Source organism: Chromohalobacter sp. 48-RD10, from assembly GCF_029889785.1.
Classification (GTDB): domain Bacteria; phylum Pseudomonadota; class Gammaproteobacteria; order Pseudomonadales; family Halomonadaceae; genus Chromohalobacter.
Map to the genome: position 1 here is coordinate 125,272 of NZ_JARANX010000008.1, position 17,674 is coordinate 142,945.

Below are 17,674 nucleotides of genomic sequence, written 5' to 3' on the forward strand. Positions count from 1 at the left end.
CATGCAAAACGCCCGAGCTCATGGCCCGGGCGTTTCGTGTCTGATCAGCACATATCGTGTCAATCGAAGGCTTGCGGCGGCATCATCGCTTCGACGTGCATGACCAGTTCCTCGAGCACCTGGCGCTGTTCGGCATCCAGCGAGGTCTGGTTGAGCCGTTCGATCTCGCGCGCAAACTCCGTCAGCGTCAGGCTCGACACCTCGGCATCATTCATACGCGCCCAGCGGTAGGTTTCCCACTGCGCCTGTTCGTCGCCACTCAGCGTATCGGGATAATTGCGCGCCCGCAGACGAAATAGCATTTCCTCCAAGCGTGGATCCTGAAACGCAAAACGCGCATCAGCTAGATCCCAGGGCGCCATTTCGCGGGCACGCTGCATTTCGCGACGATCCGCTGGCGAGAAAAAGCCCCCTGAATACAGCATCAAGTCCGGATCGCTGGGCGGCGCTCCGGGACCATCAGCGAACACCTCGGCAGCCTTGGCCGCCACATCCGGCGCGGCCTGAAGCTGCTTCCAGTGCCCCCGACAAGCCTCCATGTCCAGCCCCAGCCGGGCCACGATGTCACCATATTCGCCTTGACGGGGGCCACTGGTGTCCTTGAGCGAGGTGGCCGGCATGATTACCGGGCTCTTGTTGATTTGAATCACCTTGAGTGGAATGCGTGCCTCGCCCTCGGCCAGTTCATCGGCGCTGGCGAATACCCGCTCGCGAATCTGTGTGGCGCTCAATGACAGCAGCGGCGTCGGGTCCACCGACAAATCATAGACGATCACCCCATTGGGGTTGCTCGGATGCTCGGCCAGCGGCACCACCAGAGCGCTACACCCCCGACTGGCAGGATAACGCCGCGAGACGTGGAGCATCGGCTTGCGCGCCTGGATGTCCAGCATCTTGGCGACCGTTCGCTTGTCACGCAGCTTGAGCAGATATTCGAACAATTGGGGATTGCGCGATTTGAGCAAGCGCGCTAGCTCAATGGTCGCACGCACATCGGCCAGGGCGTCGTGAGCCCCGGCGTGCTCGATGCCGTTAGCGGAGGTCAAATCCTCGAGGCGAAAGCTCGGCGCACCATCCTCGCGCGTAGGCCACTCGATGCCTTCCGGACGCAGGGCGTGGTACGTACGCACCACATCGATCAAATCCCAGCGCGAGTTGCCGTTCTGCCACTCACGGGAATACGGGTCGATGAAATTGCGGTAGAAGAGATGACGACTGACCTCATCGTCGAAACGCAGCGTGTTGTAGCCCAGTGAACAGGTGCCAGGCACACTCATTTCGGCATGAATGCGCGCGGCGAACTCGATCTCGGCGAGACCTCGACGGCGCGCTGCTTGCGGCGTAATGCCAGTGATCAAACAGGCCTGGGGGTGCGGCAGAAAATCATCCGCCGGCTTGCAATGGAACGTCAGCGGCTCGCCGATCGGATTGAAATCGAGATCGGTGCGGATCGCGGCGAACTGCGCAGGGCGGTCGCGCCGAGGATCGGCACCGAAAGTTTCATAATCATGCCAAAGAAAGGTCGGCTCACTCTTACCCTGCGCCATGGCCGCAGTCTCCCCACTGCCAAAAGCGCTCAGCCTAGCATACCCAGCCAACCGACTCAGCCGAAATGCACCTACTCGTCACGCGGCAGCGTGACGTTAAGCTCGAGCACCGAACAGTCATTGTCACGATCGAGACTGATATTGATCGCATCCTGGTCTACTTGCACGTAACGCCTGATCACCTCGAGCAACTCATTTTCCAGCATCGGCATGTAGTCCGGCTGGTCACGCTCACCGCGTTGGTGCGCCACGATAATCTGTAGGCGTTCCTTGGCAACCGAGGCCGACTTCTTGCGTTCGCGTTTGAGAAATTCGAGTAGTTTCACCGGCGACCTCCTCCAAACATACGGGAGAGCAGCCCTTTCTTCTGGTACCCATAGAAACGTAGCGGTACTTCCTCGCCGAGCAGGCGCGAGACGGTATCAGCGTAGGCTTTACCGGCGTCGCTATCCATGTCGTGCACGACCGGCACGCCCTGGTTCGAGGCACGCAGCACCGCTTCCGACTCGGGAATCAGCCCCACCAGGTTGATGGCCAGAATCTCGCGCACGTCCTCGAGCGTCAGCATATCGCCCGAGGTCACCCGGTTGGGGTCGTAGCGCGTGATCAGCAGGTGTTCCTGAACCGGTGGTTCACTGCGTTCGGCGCGACGCGTCTTGGACGCCAGCAACCCGAGGATACGGTCGGAATCGCGTACCGATGACACTTCAGGATTGGTCACCACGATGGCCTCGTCGGCGAAATACATCGCCAGCTGCGCGCCATGTTCGATGCCCGCCGGCGAATCGCAAACGATGAAATCGTACTCTTGGGATAGCGTTTCGAGTGCCTTCTCCACACCTTCGGGGGTCAACGCCGCCTTATCGCGTGTCTGCGAGGCCGGCAAGATATGCAGGTTTTCAGTCCGCTTGTCACGGATCAGCGCCTGATTGAGACCAGCCTCTCCCTGAATGACGTTGATCAGGTCGTATACCACGCGTCGTTCGCACCCCATGACCAAATCGAGGTTGCGCAAACCCACGTCGAAATCGATCACCACGGTCTTGTTGCCACGCAACGCCAAGCCCGTGGCGATAGCCGCGGCGCTGGTCGTCTTGCCAACTCCGCCCTTGCCGGAGGTCACTACAATGATCTTGGCCAAGATGAGCTTCCTGTTGCTATTGAGTCGTTCGTACTAGCCATCCACATTGGCGCGAAATGGCGCCCTAACATCCCGACTAGCCGAGCGATGAAATGTTCAATTGGTCATCGCGCAGTTGAACCTGGACAGGCTGGCTCAGCAAGCGCGGGTCGATATCTTCCAACCGTTTGTAATTGCCGGCCAGCGACAATAACTCAGCATGCAATTCCTTACAGAATATACCCGCCTGGCGATTCCCGTGAATGCCACCCAACGCGCGGCCACGCAGCGGGCCATAAACGTGCACGCTACCCGCCGCCAGAACCTCGGCTCCAGGGTTGACCGCACCGACCACGACTAGGTCGCCCTCTGGCGCGGTAACTTGCTGGCCCGAGCGTACTGTACCACGGTAGATACGCCCCACGGCGGGTGTGGATGACGCCTCGGCTTCATCGGGTTGCGGCTCGGCGGCGGCGAGCGGTGCCTCTTCCACGGCACGCGGACGCGCTTCTTGCGGCGGGAACCACCCGAGCCCCAACGCCCAGGCAGATTGCTTCACTGGGTCGGTGCCGCCGCGCACGGCCACCGGCAAAAGCTTATGGGCACGGCACACAGCGCAAATTCGTTCCAGCGCCAAGTGCGGTTCATCGAGTTGCTCGACGCTGAGCACCACCGGCGTATGTTGAAAAAACGCTGGCGACTGGCTCACCTTACCGGCCAGTTGAGCTCGTATCTGCTCGGGGTCGGCGCTCGTCAACTCCATGACCGTCATAGGCAACATACCACCCTTGAAGGTGAACGCCGATGCTACCCGATCCATGTTGAGGCTCATGGCCACACTCCACAGCTGATGACTGATGTATAAGGGTAAAGCTAAGCGAGGGTCGCGATGCCTGCAACTGATGATAAGACCAGCGTTCCGACTTTGTCAGGTGTCTCCGCAAACCGACGCCCTTACCATCGCCGCCTTTTCCCGGTGCCGGCTCGCATGCTTTGATACGCTATGGCACATACGACACTCAATCATGTGACGCTTTTGCTAATATCGTGGCCGACGTGAGACGACAGGAATGCTGTCTCAGCATTATCGCCACGCATTTAATACGCCAAGAACAGGGATGCATGCCGGGTCATGTCTGGATTCTTCCGCCGTTTTTTTGCACCACGCTGGCAACATCGCGACCCTCGCGTCCGTCATGCTGCCATTGCGAAACTCGATATTCACAAATCGGCCGAACGCCACGCCCTCGAGCGCCTGACGCACGATGAGGATGCCAACGTAAGGCGTGAAGCCCTCGCCCAGTTCGAGGACCCCTCGACGCTGCTCGAATGGCTCGTCACGCATGACAGCCCCGAGTTGCGAAACCGTATCATGCAGTTATTGTCCGGCAGCGTGCCCGGAACACCACCCTTGAAGCAACGCCTCGATTTACTCGGAACAGTGGACGATCGAAACCTGCTAGTGCAACTGGTCGAGACAGGGGACAATCAGGAGCTACGTCTGGCCGCACTGGCCAAGCTCGATGACGAGGCAACGCTGATCCAGCAAGCACGCGACAACGGCATTGCCATGGTCCGCCACGCCGCCGCCGAACGCGTATCGAGCACCGAAGGACTGCAGCGCCTGGCGCGCGAGACGCGTCGCGACAAAGTCGTTACGCGCAAGGCCCGCGAGCGCCTGCAACGCCAACGCGCCGACGCCGCCGAAGCCCAAGCCCAGCAGGCCGCTCGACAACGCCTTCTTGAAGCCCTCGAGGCGCATGCCTTGCATGCCTGGGAGCCGCTCTACGGTGCGCGTTATCGCCATCTTGTCCGCGAGTGGGAAGCGCTGACCGATACCCCCAGCGACGACCAGGAGCGGCGTTTCCAGGAAGCTAGCCAGCGCTGCTACAAGACACTCTCCGATCATGATACCGAAGGGCATGCCCAGCATCAGGCGATACAACGCCAGGACGAGGCGGCACGCACCCGCGAGGCGCTCGTCGAAGCGCTCGAGGACGCCGTCGCGAGCCTCAAGCAGGCCTCACAGCTGACCCACCAGGATATCGATAGCCTGCGCGCCCAGCAGCGCCTGCATGGCGAACGTTGGCTGGCCCTGTCCGATCACTACCCGCCGGAAGAGGACATCCAGACACGCTATGCTGAAGCGCAAGCAGCTTGCCAGCACATCGGCGACGCTTGGGATCGTGCCTCGACGCAGGCTCAGGCACTCGAAGCCGCCTTGCGCGACGACCGTGCCGCCATCGACGACTGCCTGGCGAAGATCGATTGGCCGCACGACCTGCCACCGACGCCGCTGATTCATGAAGCCCGGCAACTACGTAACGCCGAGGCAGCCAATGCAAGCACACCCGTCGACCTCTCGACGCTGCGTACGGACCTCGACAAACTCGAAAGCCAGCTTGATCGCGGCACCCTGAAGACGGCTAGCCGTCTTCACCGGCAGCTTCGTCAACGTATCGATGCCTTGCCCCACGCCTCACGCGGCGACCTTGAAGCCCGCTTCAAGCGTCTCGGTGCACGGCTGGCCGAGTTACGCGATTGGCGAGGCTTCGTCGCCGGCCCCAAACGCACGCAACTCATCGAAAGCATCGAAGCGCTGGCCGAGGACGACGAGTCCCCCGATGCCGAGCGTGACCGTCGTCATCGCCAACTGGTCAAGGAATGGGCGGCGCTGGGCGATGCCGCCGCCACGGCCGAGCTTTCGCAGCGTTTTCGCAGCGCGTCCCAGCGCGTCCACGCGGCCCTGAACGACTGGTACCAACAGCGCGATGCCGCACGCACCCGTAACCTCGAGGCACGCGAAGCACTGTGCGAACAACTCGAGGAACTCATTACACACCCGGATGCCCAGGCCGACCCGGATGTACTGCGTCAAATTCGCGACCGCGCACGTGAGCAATGGCAACAATTCTCGCCAGTCCCGCGCGAGCACGCCAAGCCGCTCGGCCAACGCTTCGGCCACATCCGCCATGAATTGCAGACGCTAATCGACCGCCGGGCCAATGAAATCGGCGAGGCCAAGCGTGGCCTGATCGCCGAGGCCGAAAACCTGATGGAAGCCGACATGCCTTCCTCGCAACGCACCGAAGCGGCCAAAGCGCTCCAATCTCGCTGGCGGGCGCTGGGGCGTGCCGCCAAGGGTGAAGAGCAGATGCTCTGGCGCCATTTCCGCGGACTTTGCGATCGTATCTTCGCCGCCCGCGAAGCCGAGCGGGACAATCGTGCCCAAAAAGCCCAGGCTCGCCTGGACAGCATGCAAGCCCTGATCGACCGCTTCGATGCCTGGCAGCCTCAATGCGCCGACGACAGCGAGACACTGGAAAGTGCCGTGCGTGACGCTGAGGCTCTGGAACCCTTGCCCGGCGGCCGCCGCAGCGAGGGCATGCGCCGCCGCTGGCAAGGGATCGTACGTGCCCGTCGCGAACGCCTCGTGCAACTGATCCTCGCCGAGCAAGCCGAGCGCTGGACGCGCTTGCGCTCCTTGCTCGACGCCCACGTCAATGCAGATGACGCGTCCTTGCGCGACGGCCAAATGTCGGATGTCGCGCTACCCGAGGGCATGCCTCAGGACCTGCAGGATGCCCATGCGGCACGTAACACCGCTCGCCGAGAGGGCGACAGTGAAACGGCGCATCACGAACTGAGCCGACTGGTGGTTCAAGTGGCACTGCTCGCCGACGAACCAGTGGCCGCACAAGAAGAGCCGCTGCGTCTGGAAGTGCAAGTCGCGCGGCTCAATAATGGCCTGGGCCAGGCGCCGCAACCCGACCAGGAACTGGCCGATGTCTTGCGCCAATTGCTGGAAACCGGGCCCGTCGCGTCCGATGCATGGGCTTCCCGAGTCACGCGCTTCGATGCCTTGTTCGACGTTATCGCCCAACGCGTGGCCTGAATATACAGCGAGACGATGGTTTTCTTCTTGACCCAAGTCGTAAAAAATGTAGAATACGTCGCAGTTGATGCGGGGTGGAGCAGCTTGGTAGCTCGTCGGGCTCATAACCCGAAGGTCATCGGTTCAAATCCGATCCCCGCTACCAAACAGATAAAAAAGCGGTGTCCGTGAGGACACCGCTTTTTTGTGTTTCCCGCACCAAGCGTTGCATCTCACTCAGCCTCGCCAGATCCTTGTGTGCGTTCGGATGACGACATCCCCAAGCGCCCGATCCCCGGCAGCTTGAGCGCCGGCCGCGTTAGGTCGATGCCTAGCGTCAGGCCCATCAGTTGCCACTCGATGCCTTCGTCATAGGCGACGGTCAATCCCAGCACCCCACCCAACGAGACTTGATAACCGGTCCCACTCGGCGCCTCGGCCACGATAGTGTCCAGCAGGTAATCCTTGCCCACGGCGGTCGGCGGAAAATCGACACGCACCCCCGGTACCCGGCGCACCACCCAGGCCACGAAGGTATTGCTGTTGGGGCCCGGCCACACGCGATAGCGATCAGTCACTGGATACGCCGCCACGGCCTCGCGAATCTCGGGGATCGCGCGCTCGGCCGCCTTACCTCGTAACTCGGTCAGCAAGGTCGGTGCGCTTCCATACCAGGCGCGGTCGGGCGCGTCGGGACGCGAGGAGACCGTGGGTCGCCGCCAGCCGAGGACCTGGTGGACCTGATAATGCGTCGCGCCGGCCGGCTTGGTAGCGATCCATGTATGCACACCGAACGCCCCACGCCAGTCGAAGGCGCGAGCCGCGTATAACTGCACCAAGGCCTCGGGATGCGTGCTCGGTGCCGGCGCCACCCCCACCGAGGAGCGATCCGCCTGGGACCAGGCGCCACCTAGCGCGACGCGCTGACTTGCCAGCATGTAGGCGGGGCCAGCCATCAACAGGGCCAGTACGACGGTCAGACTCACCGTCAGCCATAAGCTTTTCTTGATCGCTCGGTGCATGCGACTGTTCTCCAGATGTAGTGATGCATTCATTACATACCATCATGCGCCAGCGCCGGGGGCTTGAATCCGCGCCTCGTGACCCGCATAACAAAAAGCAGTTCAATAGCGTCTTTACGCTTTACGTTCACACGATACTATCGATCCACACGCTACTTATCGAAAGGCCATTGCCATGCCGATCATCGATCCGCGTACCGGCGAACCCCTTACGTCGCCTCAAGACGAGAACACCAGCGCTTCGCAAACCACTGCCGGCACTCAGGATGCTTCTCAGTTCATCGTTGATGTCGACATGTCCAACTTCCAGCAGGTCGTGCTCGAAGGTTCGATGCAAGGGCCGGTGTTGCTCGATAGCTGGGCATCCTGGTGCGAGCCGTGCAAGAACCTCATGCCGGTGCTGGAGAAGCTGGCACACGAATACGGTGGCGCCTTCACCCTGGCCAAGCTGAACATCGAGGATAATCAGGAAATCGCCACGCAACTTGGTATCCGCTCGGTGCCCGACGTCAAGCTGATTGTGCAGGGGCAGCTCTACGATCAGTTCCAGGGCGCTTTGCCCGAATCGCAGATCCGCGAATGGTTGTCGCAGTATCTCAAGGCGCCCGAGGCTGCCGAAGCCACCCCCGAGGAGAAAGCCCAGCAGGCCTTGGATGCGGGTGATGCCGCCACTGCACGCGGTATCTACGAAACGCTGGTCAAGGAGTGGCCCGAGCACTACGACTATCAGATCGAGCTAGCGGGCGCACTAATCGCAGAAGGCAATGCGGTGGATGCCCGGGCACTGCTCGACAACCTGCCCCCAGAACATCGCGACACGCCCAAGGCACGCGGTGTCCGCGCGCGCATGGACTTCGGCGAGGAAGCTCCAAGTGCCGAGGAAGTGGCCGAGCTGGGCGAGCGTGACGATAGCGAGGCGCAATTCAAGCGCGCCCTACGCCAAGTCGCCGATGGCCAATACGAAGCCGGGCTAGATGGCTTGATGGCGCTGATGAAAACCGATCGCGCCTATGGCGACGACGTCGCCCGCAAGACCTTGTTGCGCGTCTTCGATGCCCTCGGCGCCGACCATCCCCTGACGGTCGCCTACCGCCGCAAGATGTTCGCGCTGCTCTACTAAGCCCTGCCACAGGGGGTGCCTCACGTCAGGAGGCCCCCTGCGCCTCGCACCACCCTGAACATGGCTATCCAGAACGCAAAAGCCGTGCATCGATGCGTTCCAGCGCCTCTTCGAGCAGATGGGTGGGCGTGCCAAAATTCAATCGCACGAATCCCGGGCACCCGAAATCGGCTCCATCGGACAACGCGACGCGCGTCGAGTCCAACAAGGTTTGCTGCGGCGAGACGCCAAGCCCCGCCTCGCGCATGTCGAGCCAAGCCAAATAGGTCGCCTCGGGGGGTGCCATCGTGACGCCAGGCCACCGGGATACATGATCGCGCAATCTCTGCAGATTGGTGTTAAGCGTCGCCAGCAACTCACCGCGCCAAGCTTCGCCGTGCGCATACGCCGCCTGAGAGGCGGTCAATCCCAAGATATTGACCTCAGGAAGCAACCCCGCTGCCGCCTCACGAAAACGCCGCCGTAGCTCGGGGTCGGGAATCACCGCGCAGGCGCTAGATAGCCCAGCGATATTGAAGGTCTTGGAAGGCGCCCAGAGAGTAATCGTGCGCTGGGCCAAGGCCGGCGATAAAGACGCCAACGGACGATGCCGACGCGTCGCATCGAGTATCAGATCGCAATGCAGCTCGTCGGAAACGATCAACAGGTCGTGGCGTTCGGCGAGCTCGCCCAGAGCGTGTAGTTCGTGCTCGTCCCAGACGCGTCCCGTGGGATTGTGCGGATGGCACCACAGCAGCAGACGCGTCTGCGGCGTGATCGATGCTTCCAGTGCCTCGAGATCGAGTCGCCAAGGCGCGCCCGGCGCCTCGGGCTCGGCCAGCATCACGCGCTCGGCGATGCGACCGCTGCGTTCGGCCACACGTAGAAAAGGCGGATAGATCGGCGTCGCGGTCAGCACCGCCTGGCCAGGACTGCAGAAGGTCTGGGCGGCCAGATGTAGAGCTGGCACCACGCCGGGAATCCATACCTGCCAGTCAGGCTCGATCGACCAGGCGTAATGATCGGCGCTCCACGCGCAGAGCGTCTCGCGAAGCGTATCGGTCAATCTGCCATAACCGAAGACACCATGAGACACGCGTTCCTCAAGCGCCGAGACGACCGCCGGGGGAGACACGAAATCCATGTCCGCGACCCATAGTGGCAGGACATCGTCAGCATAACGCTGCCATTTTTGTGACGGATACTGTCGCCGATCCAACGGCGTGGCAAAATCGTATGGCATGCTAAGACTCATCGACTCGAACGGAAGACTCTCGAACATGCCTGAAACCTCGTTCTATGCCAAGGCCATGCGAGGCACACCACGTCTGGTGAGACGCTGGCTGATGCTGGGCCAGGCCGCTCCCGATCGTCTGGCGATGATTCTCGCTGACACCTCGCGCCTGGCCGGGCTCGGCGAACCGCAAGCCGAACCCGATGGGCGCTGTCTGCGTGAATGGAGCAGCGACTGCCAACCACCTCTGTGGGCAGCACGTACCGCCGTCTTCCTGCTGATCCAGATGCCGGCACGCCCGACGCCCGAAGACGACGAAGAAGCCTGTGCCTGGGCCTACTGCTGGCTGCGCAACCGCGATTTTCAGTCCCTAGACGCCGCTCACGAGGCCCTACCGAGTCACTTACGCGAACCGCTTGCCAAGGCCCTGGACGCCGCTTGGGTCGACCAGGACGCCTTGCGTCTTATCTGAGGACGCAGAGCAGACTTGACCACATGCCAACAGCAGCCGATGCTAATGAACCTTCCGCACACTGAGTCAACGAGGAGGTCGCTCCCGCATGACGCCCGCCATTCGCCTTCTTGAGCGCAGCGCCATCCCGCACGAGGTGCTGCAATACACGCACGATCCCAAGGTTGCCGCCTACGGCGAGGAGGCCGTGACGGCGCTAGGGCTGGCGCCGGATAGCGTGTTCAAGACCTTGCTCGCGCAACTCGATGATGGGCGTCTTGTCGTCGCTCTCGTGCCCGTCATGGCCACACTCGACCTCAAAGGACTCGCCAAGGCTGCCGGCACACGCAAGGCCAGAATAGCCGACCCCGCTCTGGCCGAGCGCACCACGGGCTATGTCGTGGGCGGCATCAGCCCACTAGGACAGCGCAAACGCCTGCCCACCTTCGTGGACGACAGCGCCCGCGCCTTGTCGTCGCTCCACGTCAGTGGCGGTCGGCGTGGCCTGGAAATATGCCTGGCGCCCACGGCATTGATCGCCCTGCTCGAGGCGACCACAGCCCCGCTGGCGCGGGCATGAAACACCTTCGATAGGCGGGGATGCTCGTATGGCGATTCGCTACGACCTATGGCTCACGCCCGACGACGAACCCCGCCACCGCAGGGTCGAAAAGGCGCTGGAGCACTTCTTCGTGGCACGCTTCGCAGACTATCCTCACCTTCAGTTGCCCGGCGCTGACCCCTACGATTATGATGCTCCCTTCAACCGCCTGTATGACGCCTTACTCGCACGAGCACGCGACTATTGCGAGCGTGAATGGCACTACGTGCCGACGCCCGCGCAGCTCAATACGGCATTCTTCCGGGCCGTGGCCCACTCGCCGAAATTCGTACTGGACCCCCCGCGATGGTGATTCGTCCTGAAAAGGCGCCCGATGAGCGCCAACTGGCCCTCATTACCCAACAACTGGGCCGCGCGCCGCGTGGCATCCAGACCGTGTCTGCGGCCACGCAAGACGGCATACCGCTGGTGCTGCGCATGCATGCCATCGTCGACGACAAACCGTTCCCGACGCATTTCTGGCTGTGCTCCGATCACTTGAAGATCGCCATCTCGCGCATCGAGGCCCAAGGCGTTATCAAGGCACTCGAGTCATGCCTCCAGGAAGAGGTCGACTTCATGGCTGCGTACCGGCGTAGCCACGAGGATTACGTGGCCCAACGCTGGCAGACCATGAGCGACGCCGAACGCGATATCGTCGACCGCCACGGCTATCACGATCTCTTCACGCGGCGCGGCATCGGTGGCATCGCTAACTGGGATCAGGTGCGCTGCCTGCATATGCAATACGCCCATCATCTATGCGGCGACAATGCCATCGGACGCTGGATGGATGCCGAGTACGATGTGCTCGCCTGTCTGCGCTAGCATTCTGTGGCACTTGGCCGGTCATCGCGCAAGACACGGATGTCGAGACAAGTCTATCGATCTGATAAGGAGGAATCGTGCGCATCTGTATCTATATGGGGTCGCGTGAAGGACGCGATGCCGGCTTTCGTCACGCCGCCGAGGCGCTGGGTCGGTGCATTGCGCAACGCGGCTGGGGGCTGGTCTACGGCGGCGCCCGCGTCGGCTTGATGGGCGCCGTGGCCGATGCCGCGCTGCACGAAGGCGGCGAGGTCATCGGCGTCATTCCCCATCACTTGGTCGAGCGCGAACTGGCCCACGAGGGGCTGACGCATCTGCTGCGTGTCGACGATATGCATGCGCGCAAGTCGGCCATGGCCGAGCACGCCGATGCGTTCATCGCCCTGCCCGGCGGCATCGGAACCCTGGAAGAGCTGTTCGAGACGTGGACCTGGCAATACCTGGGGCTTCACGATAAGCCTATCGGCGTACTCGACGTCAACGGCTTCTATCGACCATTATTGGAATTTCTGGACCATACCGTCGCGCATGGCTTTCTCAACCCCGAGACACGCGCGAGACTCGCCGCCGCCGCTGACCCCGATCACTTGCTCGACCGCTTGATGGCAGCAAAAAACGCACCACAGTCGACCTCGTGAGCGTACGCCACGATGCTTCACGGGCGCCGACCAGTTGATTCCATCTTCAAGGAGGAAAGGTCGATGTACGCTATCGCCATCAACGATCAGACGCTGGTCTGGCAACCCCATGACGCGCCGCGCGGCATTGCCGCTGACGAAGTGCGCATCGATGTCGCCTGGGCGGGGATGAACCGCGCCGACGTGATGCAGCGTGCAGGGCACTACCCGCCGCCGCCCGGCGAAAGCGAGATCCCCGGGCTCGAAGTCAGCGGCACCATCGCCGAGGTGGGCCGCAGCGTGGAACGCTTCAAGCCCGGCGACCAGGTCTGCGCCCTGCTGGCTGGTGGCGGTTACGCTGAACAAGTAGTGGTCGCCGAGGCCCAGGTACTGCCCATTCCCAAAGGGTTCGCCCTGCGTGACGCCGCCGCACTGCCGGAAGTCTTCGCCACTGCGTGGCTCAATCTGTACATGGAAGGCGCCGCCAAATACGGCGAGCGAATCGTCCTGCATGCCGGTGCCAGTGGGGTGGGGACGGCCGCCATTCAATTGTGCCGTGCCTTCGGCAACCCGTGCTTCGTGACCGTCGGCAGCCAGGCAAAGCTGAATGCTTGTAAGCGGCTTGGTGCCGATGCCGGCTGGAACCGGCACGAGGGCAGCTTCGTCACGCCGATCAAGGACTGGGGCGGCGCGGACATGATTCTCGACCCGGTGGGCGGCGACTATATCGCTCAGGATCTACAAGTGCTCAACCCCGACGGGCGGGTGGTATTGATCGGCTTGATGAGAGGGCGTGACGCCCAGATCGACCTCGGTCACATGCTGATGAAGCGTCAACGTATCATCGGCTCGACGCTGCGTTCGCGCTCACCTCGCGCCAAAGGCGCCATTCTCGATGCGCTGCATGCCCATGTTTGGACCAAACTAGCCAATGGTGACATCAAACCACTGATCGACAAGGCCTGGCCGATTCAAGATGCCGACACCGCGATGCAGCACATGATCGACAATGCCAACACAGGCAAGGTGCTGTTGAGCGTCAGTGGAGAAGGGTAGCGACGATCTAAAACCAATTATCGCCGGGCGAGTGACTGGAACACGATCTAGAGGGGTTTCTAGGCGAGCCCTGCGGCATCACGCGTACGCTGATAGGTCAACTGCAACAAGCGTGCATCGTCACCGGCTCGGTGGCGCTGAATGCCTCGCTCACGGATGATGACCTCTTTCATCGCCCCCCACCGTTCGAGTTGCGATTCATCCAGCAAACGACGCAGTGCCTCGAGGCGAAAGCGCGGCAGCATGCCCGCGTGGTGAAACAATAGCGACAGCCAGGTATTGTCGTATCCCCAGCTATCGCTATAGGCGATACCGTCGACTCCCAGTTCATCGTTGAGCCATCGCGCAACTTCGATGACGGGATAGCCCTCGCGGTGCAGTCGACCACGCGAAATGCCATGCAACAGTTCGGCCTTGGGATCCCAGTGGGTCCACTCTTCCAACGGTTGGATAAGGAAGGCACAAGTACTGCCATCGGCCCGCGCGATGCCCACCTCTATCGGATAGCTGCCACGCCCGAAACCGGACGCTTCGATATCGAGCAGTATCGGCAACACGTGGCAGCATTCCTCTTCAAAGCGATATCACGAACGCGACGTAGCCCACGATGTCCACCGGGACCACACCAATCAGACTACGTGAACGGGAAACACGATGCGAGCCCCATGGCACTACTCTCAGTCAGTGCGTCTCAATGCGTCAGTGACGCGACCGGCTCGCCGGCTTCGCTGCGTTGCGCGCGTTCGGCAAGTGCGTCCCATTGCGCAGCACGCCGGGAGTCGACGGGAAGCCCCAGGTGGGCATGACGGTAGGCCTCGGCCATACGCTCGGCGGCCAGGCCATGGCCGGCTTCGGCGGCACGCGCATACCATGTCACCGCTTTTTCTTCACGGCGAGCGTACTGCGCACAGCCGAACTCGTAAATGCGGCCCGCCTGGTACTGCGCATGCACATCACCCGCATAGGCGGCCTGAAAGACATAGCGCGCCCCCTTGGCCTTATCCTGCGGGGAGTTACCACGATGAAACAGCATATGGCCATAGAACGAAAGCGCGGCGGTGTGGCCGGCTTCGGCACAGCGCTGAAAAAGTCGCATCGTCAAACGATGCTTGCCGGGAGAGCGTGTCATCCAGCGGGCATGTAACAGTTGGGCTGCGAGACGGTATTCGAGCCGAATCCGCAGAGAGGATACCTGTTGCATAACCATCGACCCTGAAGTCGTCGTGACCGAGAAAGGTACGTAAACGATTGCGTCGGCTCGGGCTCTCCCTGCACGCGCCAACACCCCGGATAAAATCACTGTCACCGTTGCCTGACATACCGCTTGGTGCCCGTATCCCCGGCAACGGGGCGCCAAGCATACGCTTACCCTCAGACGGACTCAACCCCCGTTTGCCGCCCGCAAACGGCACCGCTACCATGCCGTTTCAATCACTTTTTTCGATACCCGCGCGGAGCCTCAGATGCAAACACGCCCCCTCGGTCAGACCGGCATTGACGTCAGCCGCTTGTGCCTAGGTACGATGACCTTCGGCGAACAGAACACCGAAGCCGATGCCCATGCACAACTCGATCGCGCCACTGCCGCAGGCATCAACTTCATCGATACCGCCGAGATGTACCCTGTCCCGCCCAAGGGCGAGACCCAGGGACTCACCGAGGCTTATATCGGCAGTTGGCTCAAGGCACGCGGCAAACGTGACGACCTGGTCATCGCCACCAAGGCCGCTGGCCCTGGCCTCGACCATGTACGCGGTGGCCCGCGTTTGACCCGCAATCATTTGCAGCGTGCCGTCGACGATAGCCTGACGCGCCTCAATACCGACTACATCGATCTTTACCAGCTCCACTGGCCCGACCGTAGTGCCAACTTCTTCGGCAAGCTGGACTACCAGCATGACGAGGACGAGGATGCCACGCCGTTGGCGGAAACACTCACGGCCCTCAAGGAACTCGTCGACGCGGGCAAGATTCGCGCCATCGGGCTATCCAATGATACGCCGTGGGGCGTGATGCAAAGCCTACGCCTTGCTGACTCGTTGGATGTGCCGCGCGTAGCTAGCGTGCAGAACCCTTATAACCTGCTCAATCGCAGCTTCGAGGTCGGGCTCGCCGAGATCGCCCATCGTGAAGACGTCGGCCTTCTGGCCTACTCGCCATTGGCCTTTGGCGCGCTCACCGGCAAATACCTTGATGGCGCCCGTCCGCCCCAGGGTCGCTTGACCTTGTTCGAGCGCTTCAAGCGCTATACGTCCGACCTGGCCGAGGAGGCGATCGGCGCCTACGTCGGGATTGCACGCGAACATGGTCTGGACCCTGCCCAGATGGCCTTGGCCTACGTCAACTCACGCTCGTTCTTGACCAGCAACATCATCGGTGCGACCACACTCGAGCAGCTCGACGCCAATCTGGCCAGCGAGGATCTGACGCTGGACACTAGCGTGTTCGAGGCCATCGAGGCCGTGCATCGTCAGCACCCCAACCCCTGCCCTTGACGCTAATGGCGTGCCTATCGCCATGATAGGCATGCCATCATCGGAGCGCCTGGGTATGCTTGTTATACTGACGATACTGAACATTTCGATCCCGAACGCGAGGACTGCGCATGCTAAGCGTCATTTCACCGGCCAAGACACTGGATTTCAAAACATCGCCGACGACCGCGACCTATACCCAACCGGAGTACCTTGAGCAAAGCGCCGAACTGATCGAGATCCTGCGCGATTATTCACCTCAACGGCTTTCCGAGTTGATGGGCATCAGTGACAAGCTGGCAGGACTCAATGCCGCGCGATTTGCCGAATGGGCACCGCCATTCTCGCCAGAAAACGCCAAGCCGGCCGTACAGGCGTTCCAGGGCGACGTTTACATGGGGCTTGATGCACCCTCGTTCAGTGAGCGGGATAATCAGGAAGCACAGCAGCGTCTGCGCATTCTCTCAGGGCTTTATGGGCTGCTGCGTCCACTCGATCTGATTCAGCCTTATCGTCTGGAGATGGGAACCAAGCTGGCTAATCCGGCGGGCAAGGATCTCTACGCCTTCTGGCGAGAGCGCCTCACCCAGGGCCTTTCCCGAGCCGTAGAAGAAAGCGGCTCGCCGGTGCTGGTCAATCTCGCGTCCAACGAATACTTCAAGGCCATTGATGCCAAACACTTGACGTGCCGTGTCATCACGCCAGTCTTCAAGGATGAGAAGAACGGTCAATTCAAGATCATCAGCTTTTATGCCAAGAGAGCCCGAGGCTTGATGGCCGCCTGGATGATTCGCCAGCGTGTCGACGATCCCGAGGACTTGAAACGCTTCGACGTCGGCGGCTATCGCTTCAACAGCAGCCTGTCTGACGGCGACACCTGGGTTTTCACACGCAGAGCAGACGAGACGGTCACTTCCTGATAGCTTGCGTGGCCGGCCTTGAGCCGGCCAGCCTCCGGCACCACGAGCGTCAATCCCACACTCAGAACACGCCGCCCTTTTCCAATGCCGGCAACACAGGCACAGGAAACGTTGGCTCGACGCCGGTGAGGTTCGACAAGGGAGGGTTTACTGGGCGGCGCCAAGGAGCACTTCATGATCTTGCCGTGCGCCTGAGACAATAACGACCTGACGCACATTCAGGAATACGTACTCCAGCACTGGGGCGCCTTGGTATATGCAGGGTATTGTGCAGAATCCCAGCGTCTGAGATCAGCGAATATGCGTCACGTTGGTGACGCCTTACCCTATAATAAACATACAAAAGGCCGGGCAAATTGCCCAGCCTTTCAGGAATTCCAAGCGATCAACGCAGAGCCTTAGTCCTGCGCGTCCTCGGCTGCATTTTGAATATCCTCACCCGCTTCTTCCATGCTATCGCCAGCATCGTCCATAGCGTTATCCACGGATTCTCCAGCCTCTTCTGCGGGGCCTTTATCGTCGCACGCCACGACACCAACTGCCGTCATGCCAATGATCAGCGCCAAGGCCATTTTCCGAAGCCATTCACTACGCAGCATACTATTCTCCTTAATGATTACGTACTCCATGTACGATGCTCACTTAAGCACAGAGGACAACAACAGGCAAATAGTACGGAAACTACGGCATATGCATAGGCATAAAAAACCCCCGCCTCTTTGAACTGACCCCTGAAAATTGGACACCACTCCAATCGTAAGGGGTCTTTCCATGACCAGGTATTCGACGGCGTTCAAACTTCGGGTCGTTCGCTACCATGAGCAGCAAGAC

19 protein-coding genes and 1 tRNA gene are annotated in these 17,674 nt (G+C 61.2%); 11 read left to right on the plus strand and 9 right to left on the minus strand.

The window, feature by feature from the left end:
• Positions 1-59: 59 nt before the first annotated feature.
• From sbcB to minC, 4 genes are all read right to left on the minus strand, one after another.
• Complete coding sequence (gene sbcB, locus OP496_RS10870; protein ID WP_280563646.1) at positions 60-1,547, minus strand: exodeoxyribonuclease I; 1,488 nt, start codon at positions 1,545-1,547, stop codon at positions 60-62.
• Positions 1,548-1,618: 71 nt separating this feature from the next.
• Positions 1,619-1,873, minus strand: coding sequence for a cell division topological specificity factor MinE (gene minE, locus OP496_RS10875; protein WP_280563647.1), 255 nt, complete (start codon positions 1,871-1,873; stop codon positions 1,619-1,621).
• On the minus strand, positions 1,870-2,688 hold the full coding sequence (minD, locus tag OP496_RS10880; protein WP_280563648.1) for a septum site-determining protein MinD: 819 nt from the start codon (positions 2,686-2,688) through the stop codon (positions 1,870-1,872). The genes minE and minD overlap by 4 nt, the downstream gene beginning before the upstream one ends.
• A 76-nt stretch (positions 2,689-2,764) precedes the next feature.
• Positions 2,765-3,499 (minus strand): septum site-determining protein MinC, encoded by a 735-nt coding sequence (minC, locus tag OP496_RS10885; protein WP_280563649.1) that lies wholly within the window; start codon positions 3,497-3,499, stop codon positions 2,765-2,767.
• A 300-nt stretch (positions 3,500-3,799) separates the two neighbouring features.
• Between minC and OP496_RS10890 the strand changes: the two genes are divergently transcribed.
• Both OP496_RS10890 and OP496_RS10895 read left to right on the plus strand, forming a co-directional pair.
• Positions 3,800-6,562, plus strand: coding sequence for a DUF349 domain-containing protein (locus tag OP496_RS10890; protein ID WP_280563650.1), 2,763 nt, complete (start codon positions 3,800-3,802; stop codon positions 6,560-6,562).
• Between the two features lie 68 nt (positions 6,563-6,630).
• A tRNA-Met gene (locus tag OP496_RS10895) sits at positions 6,631-6,707 on the plus strand.
• Between the two features lie 67 nt (positions 6,708-6,774).
• Here OP496_RS10895 and OP496_RS10900 read toward each other — a convergent pair.
• Positions 6,775-7,596, minus strand: coding sequence for a DUF3750 domain-containing protein (locus OP496_RS10900; RefSeq protein WP_348521299.1), 822 nt, complete (start codon positions 7,594-7,596; stop codon positions 6,775-6,777).
• Between the two features lie 142 nt (positions 7,597-7,738).
• Between OP496_RS10900 and OP496_RS10905 the strand changes: the two genes are divergently transcribed.
• A complete protein-coding gene (locus OP496_RS10905; protein WP_280563651.1) occupies positions 7,739-8,683 on the plus strand; it encodes a co-chaperone YbbN in 945 nt (314 codons plus the stop codon).
• 64 nt (positions 8,684-8,747) lie between these two features.
• On the opposite strand, the gene OP496_RS10910 is transcribed toward OP496_RS10905, so the two are convergent.
• Positions 8,748-9,905: a PatB family C-S lyase gene (locus OP496_RS10910; protein ID WP_280563652.1), complete on the minus strand. Its 1,158-nt coding sequence runs from the start codon at positions 9,903-9,905 to the stop codon at positions 8,748-8,750.
• A 37-nt stretch (positions 9,906-9,942) separates the two neighbouring features.
• On the opposite strand from OP496_RS10910, the gene OP496_RS10915 reads away from it, so the two are divergent.
• From OP496_RS10915 to OP496_RS10940, 6 genes are all read left to right on the plus strand, one after another.
• Positions 9,943-10,368: a hypothetical protein gene (locus tag OP496_RS10915; protein ID WP_280563653.1), complete on the plus strand. Its 426-nt coding sequence runs from the start codon at positions 9,943-9,945 to the stop codon at positions 10,366-10,368.
• An 88-nt stretch (positions 10,369-10,456) separates the two neighbouring features.
• Entirely contained in the window at positions 10,457-10,927 is a 471-nt protein-coding gene (gene ybaK, locus OP496_RS10920; RefSeq protein ID WP_280563654.1) for a Cys-tRNA(Pro) deacylase, read from the plus strand.
• A gap of 28 nt (positions 10,928-10,955) precedes the next feature.
• Positions 10,956-11,261, plus strand: a complete 306-nt coding sequence (locus tag OP496_RS10925; protein WP_280563655.1) for a hypothetical protein — start codon at positions 10,956-10,958, stop codon at positions 11,259-11,261.
• Positions 11,255-11,776, plus strand: a complete 522-nt coding sequence (locus OP496_RS10930) for a DUF501 domain-containing protein (RefSeq protein ID WP_280563656.1) — start codon at positions 11,255-11,257, stop codon at positions 11,774-11,776. Before OP496_RS10925 ends, OP496_RS10930 begins: the two co-directional genes overlap by 7 nt.
• A 74-nt stretch (positions 11,777-11,850) precedes the next feature.
• The gene (locus OP496_RS10935; RefSeq protein ID WP_280563668.1) at positions 11,851-12,414 is read left to right on the plus strand and encodes a TIGR00730 family Rossman fold protein; all 564 of its coding nucleotides are present in this window, start codon (positions 11,851-11,853) and stop codon (positions 12,412-12,414) included.
• A 63-nt stretch (positions 12,415-12,477) separates the two neighbouring features.
• Positions 12,478-13,449: an NAD(P)H-quinone oxidoreductase gene (locus tag OP496_RS10940; RefSeq protein WP_280563657.1), complete on the plus strand. Its 972-nt coding sequence runs from the start codon at positions 12,478-12,480 to the stop codon at positions 13,447-13,449.
• Positions 13,450-13,508: 59 nt separating this feature from the next.
• Here the strand turns inward: OP496_RS10940 and OP496_RS10945 are convergent, their stop codons facing one another.
• Complete coding sequence (locus tag OP496_RS10945; protein ID WP_280563658.1) at positions 13,509-14,006, minus strand: hypothetical protein; 498 nt, start codon at positions 14,004-14,006, stop codon at positions 13,509-13,511.
• A gap of 134 nt (positions 14,007-14,140) precedes the next feature.
• The gene (locus OP496_RS10950; protein ID WP_280563659.1) at positions 14,141-14,650 is read right to left on the minus strand and encodes a sel1 repeat family protein; all 510 of its coding nucleotides are present in this window, start codon (positions 14,648-14,650) and stop codon (positions 14,141-14,143) included.
• Positions 14,651-14,912: 262 nt separating this feature from the next.
• Here OP496_RS10950 and OP496_RS10955 point away from each other — a divergent pair, with 262 nt between their 5' ends.
• Both OP496_RS10955 and yaaA read left to right on the plus strand, forming a co-directional pair.
• Positions 14,913-15,944 (plus strand): NADP(H)-dependent aldo-keto reductase, encoded by a 1,032-nt coding sequence (locus OP496_RS10955; RefSeq protein ID WP_280563660.1) that lies wholly within the window; start codon positions 14,913-14,915, stop codon positions 15,942-15,944.
• Between the two features lie 110 nt (positions 15,945-16,054).
• Complete coding sequence (gene yaaA / locus OP496_RS10960) at positions 16,055-16,843, plus strand: peroxide stress protein YaaA (RefSeq protein WP_280563661.1); 789 nt, start codon at positions 16,055-16,057, stop codon at positions 16,841-16,843.
• A 398-nt stretch (positions 16,844-17,241) separates the two neighbouring features.
• On the opposite strand, the gene OP496_RS10965 is transcribed toward yaaA, so the two are convergent.
• Positions 17,242-17,442, minus strand: a complete 201-nt coding sequence (locus OP496_RS10965; RefSeq protein WP_348522004.1) for a hypothetical protein — start codon at positions 17,440-17,442, stop codon at positions 17,242-17,244.
• Positions 17,443-17,674: the final 232 nt, after the last annotated feature.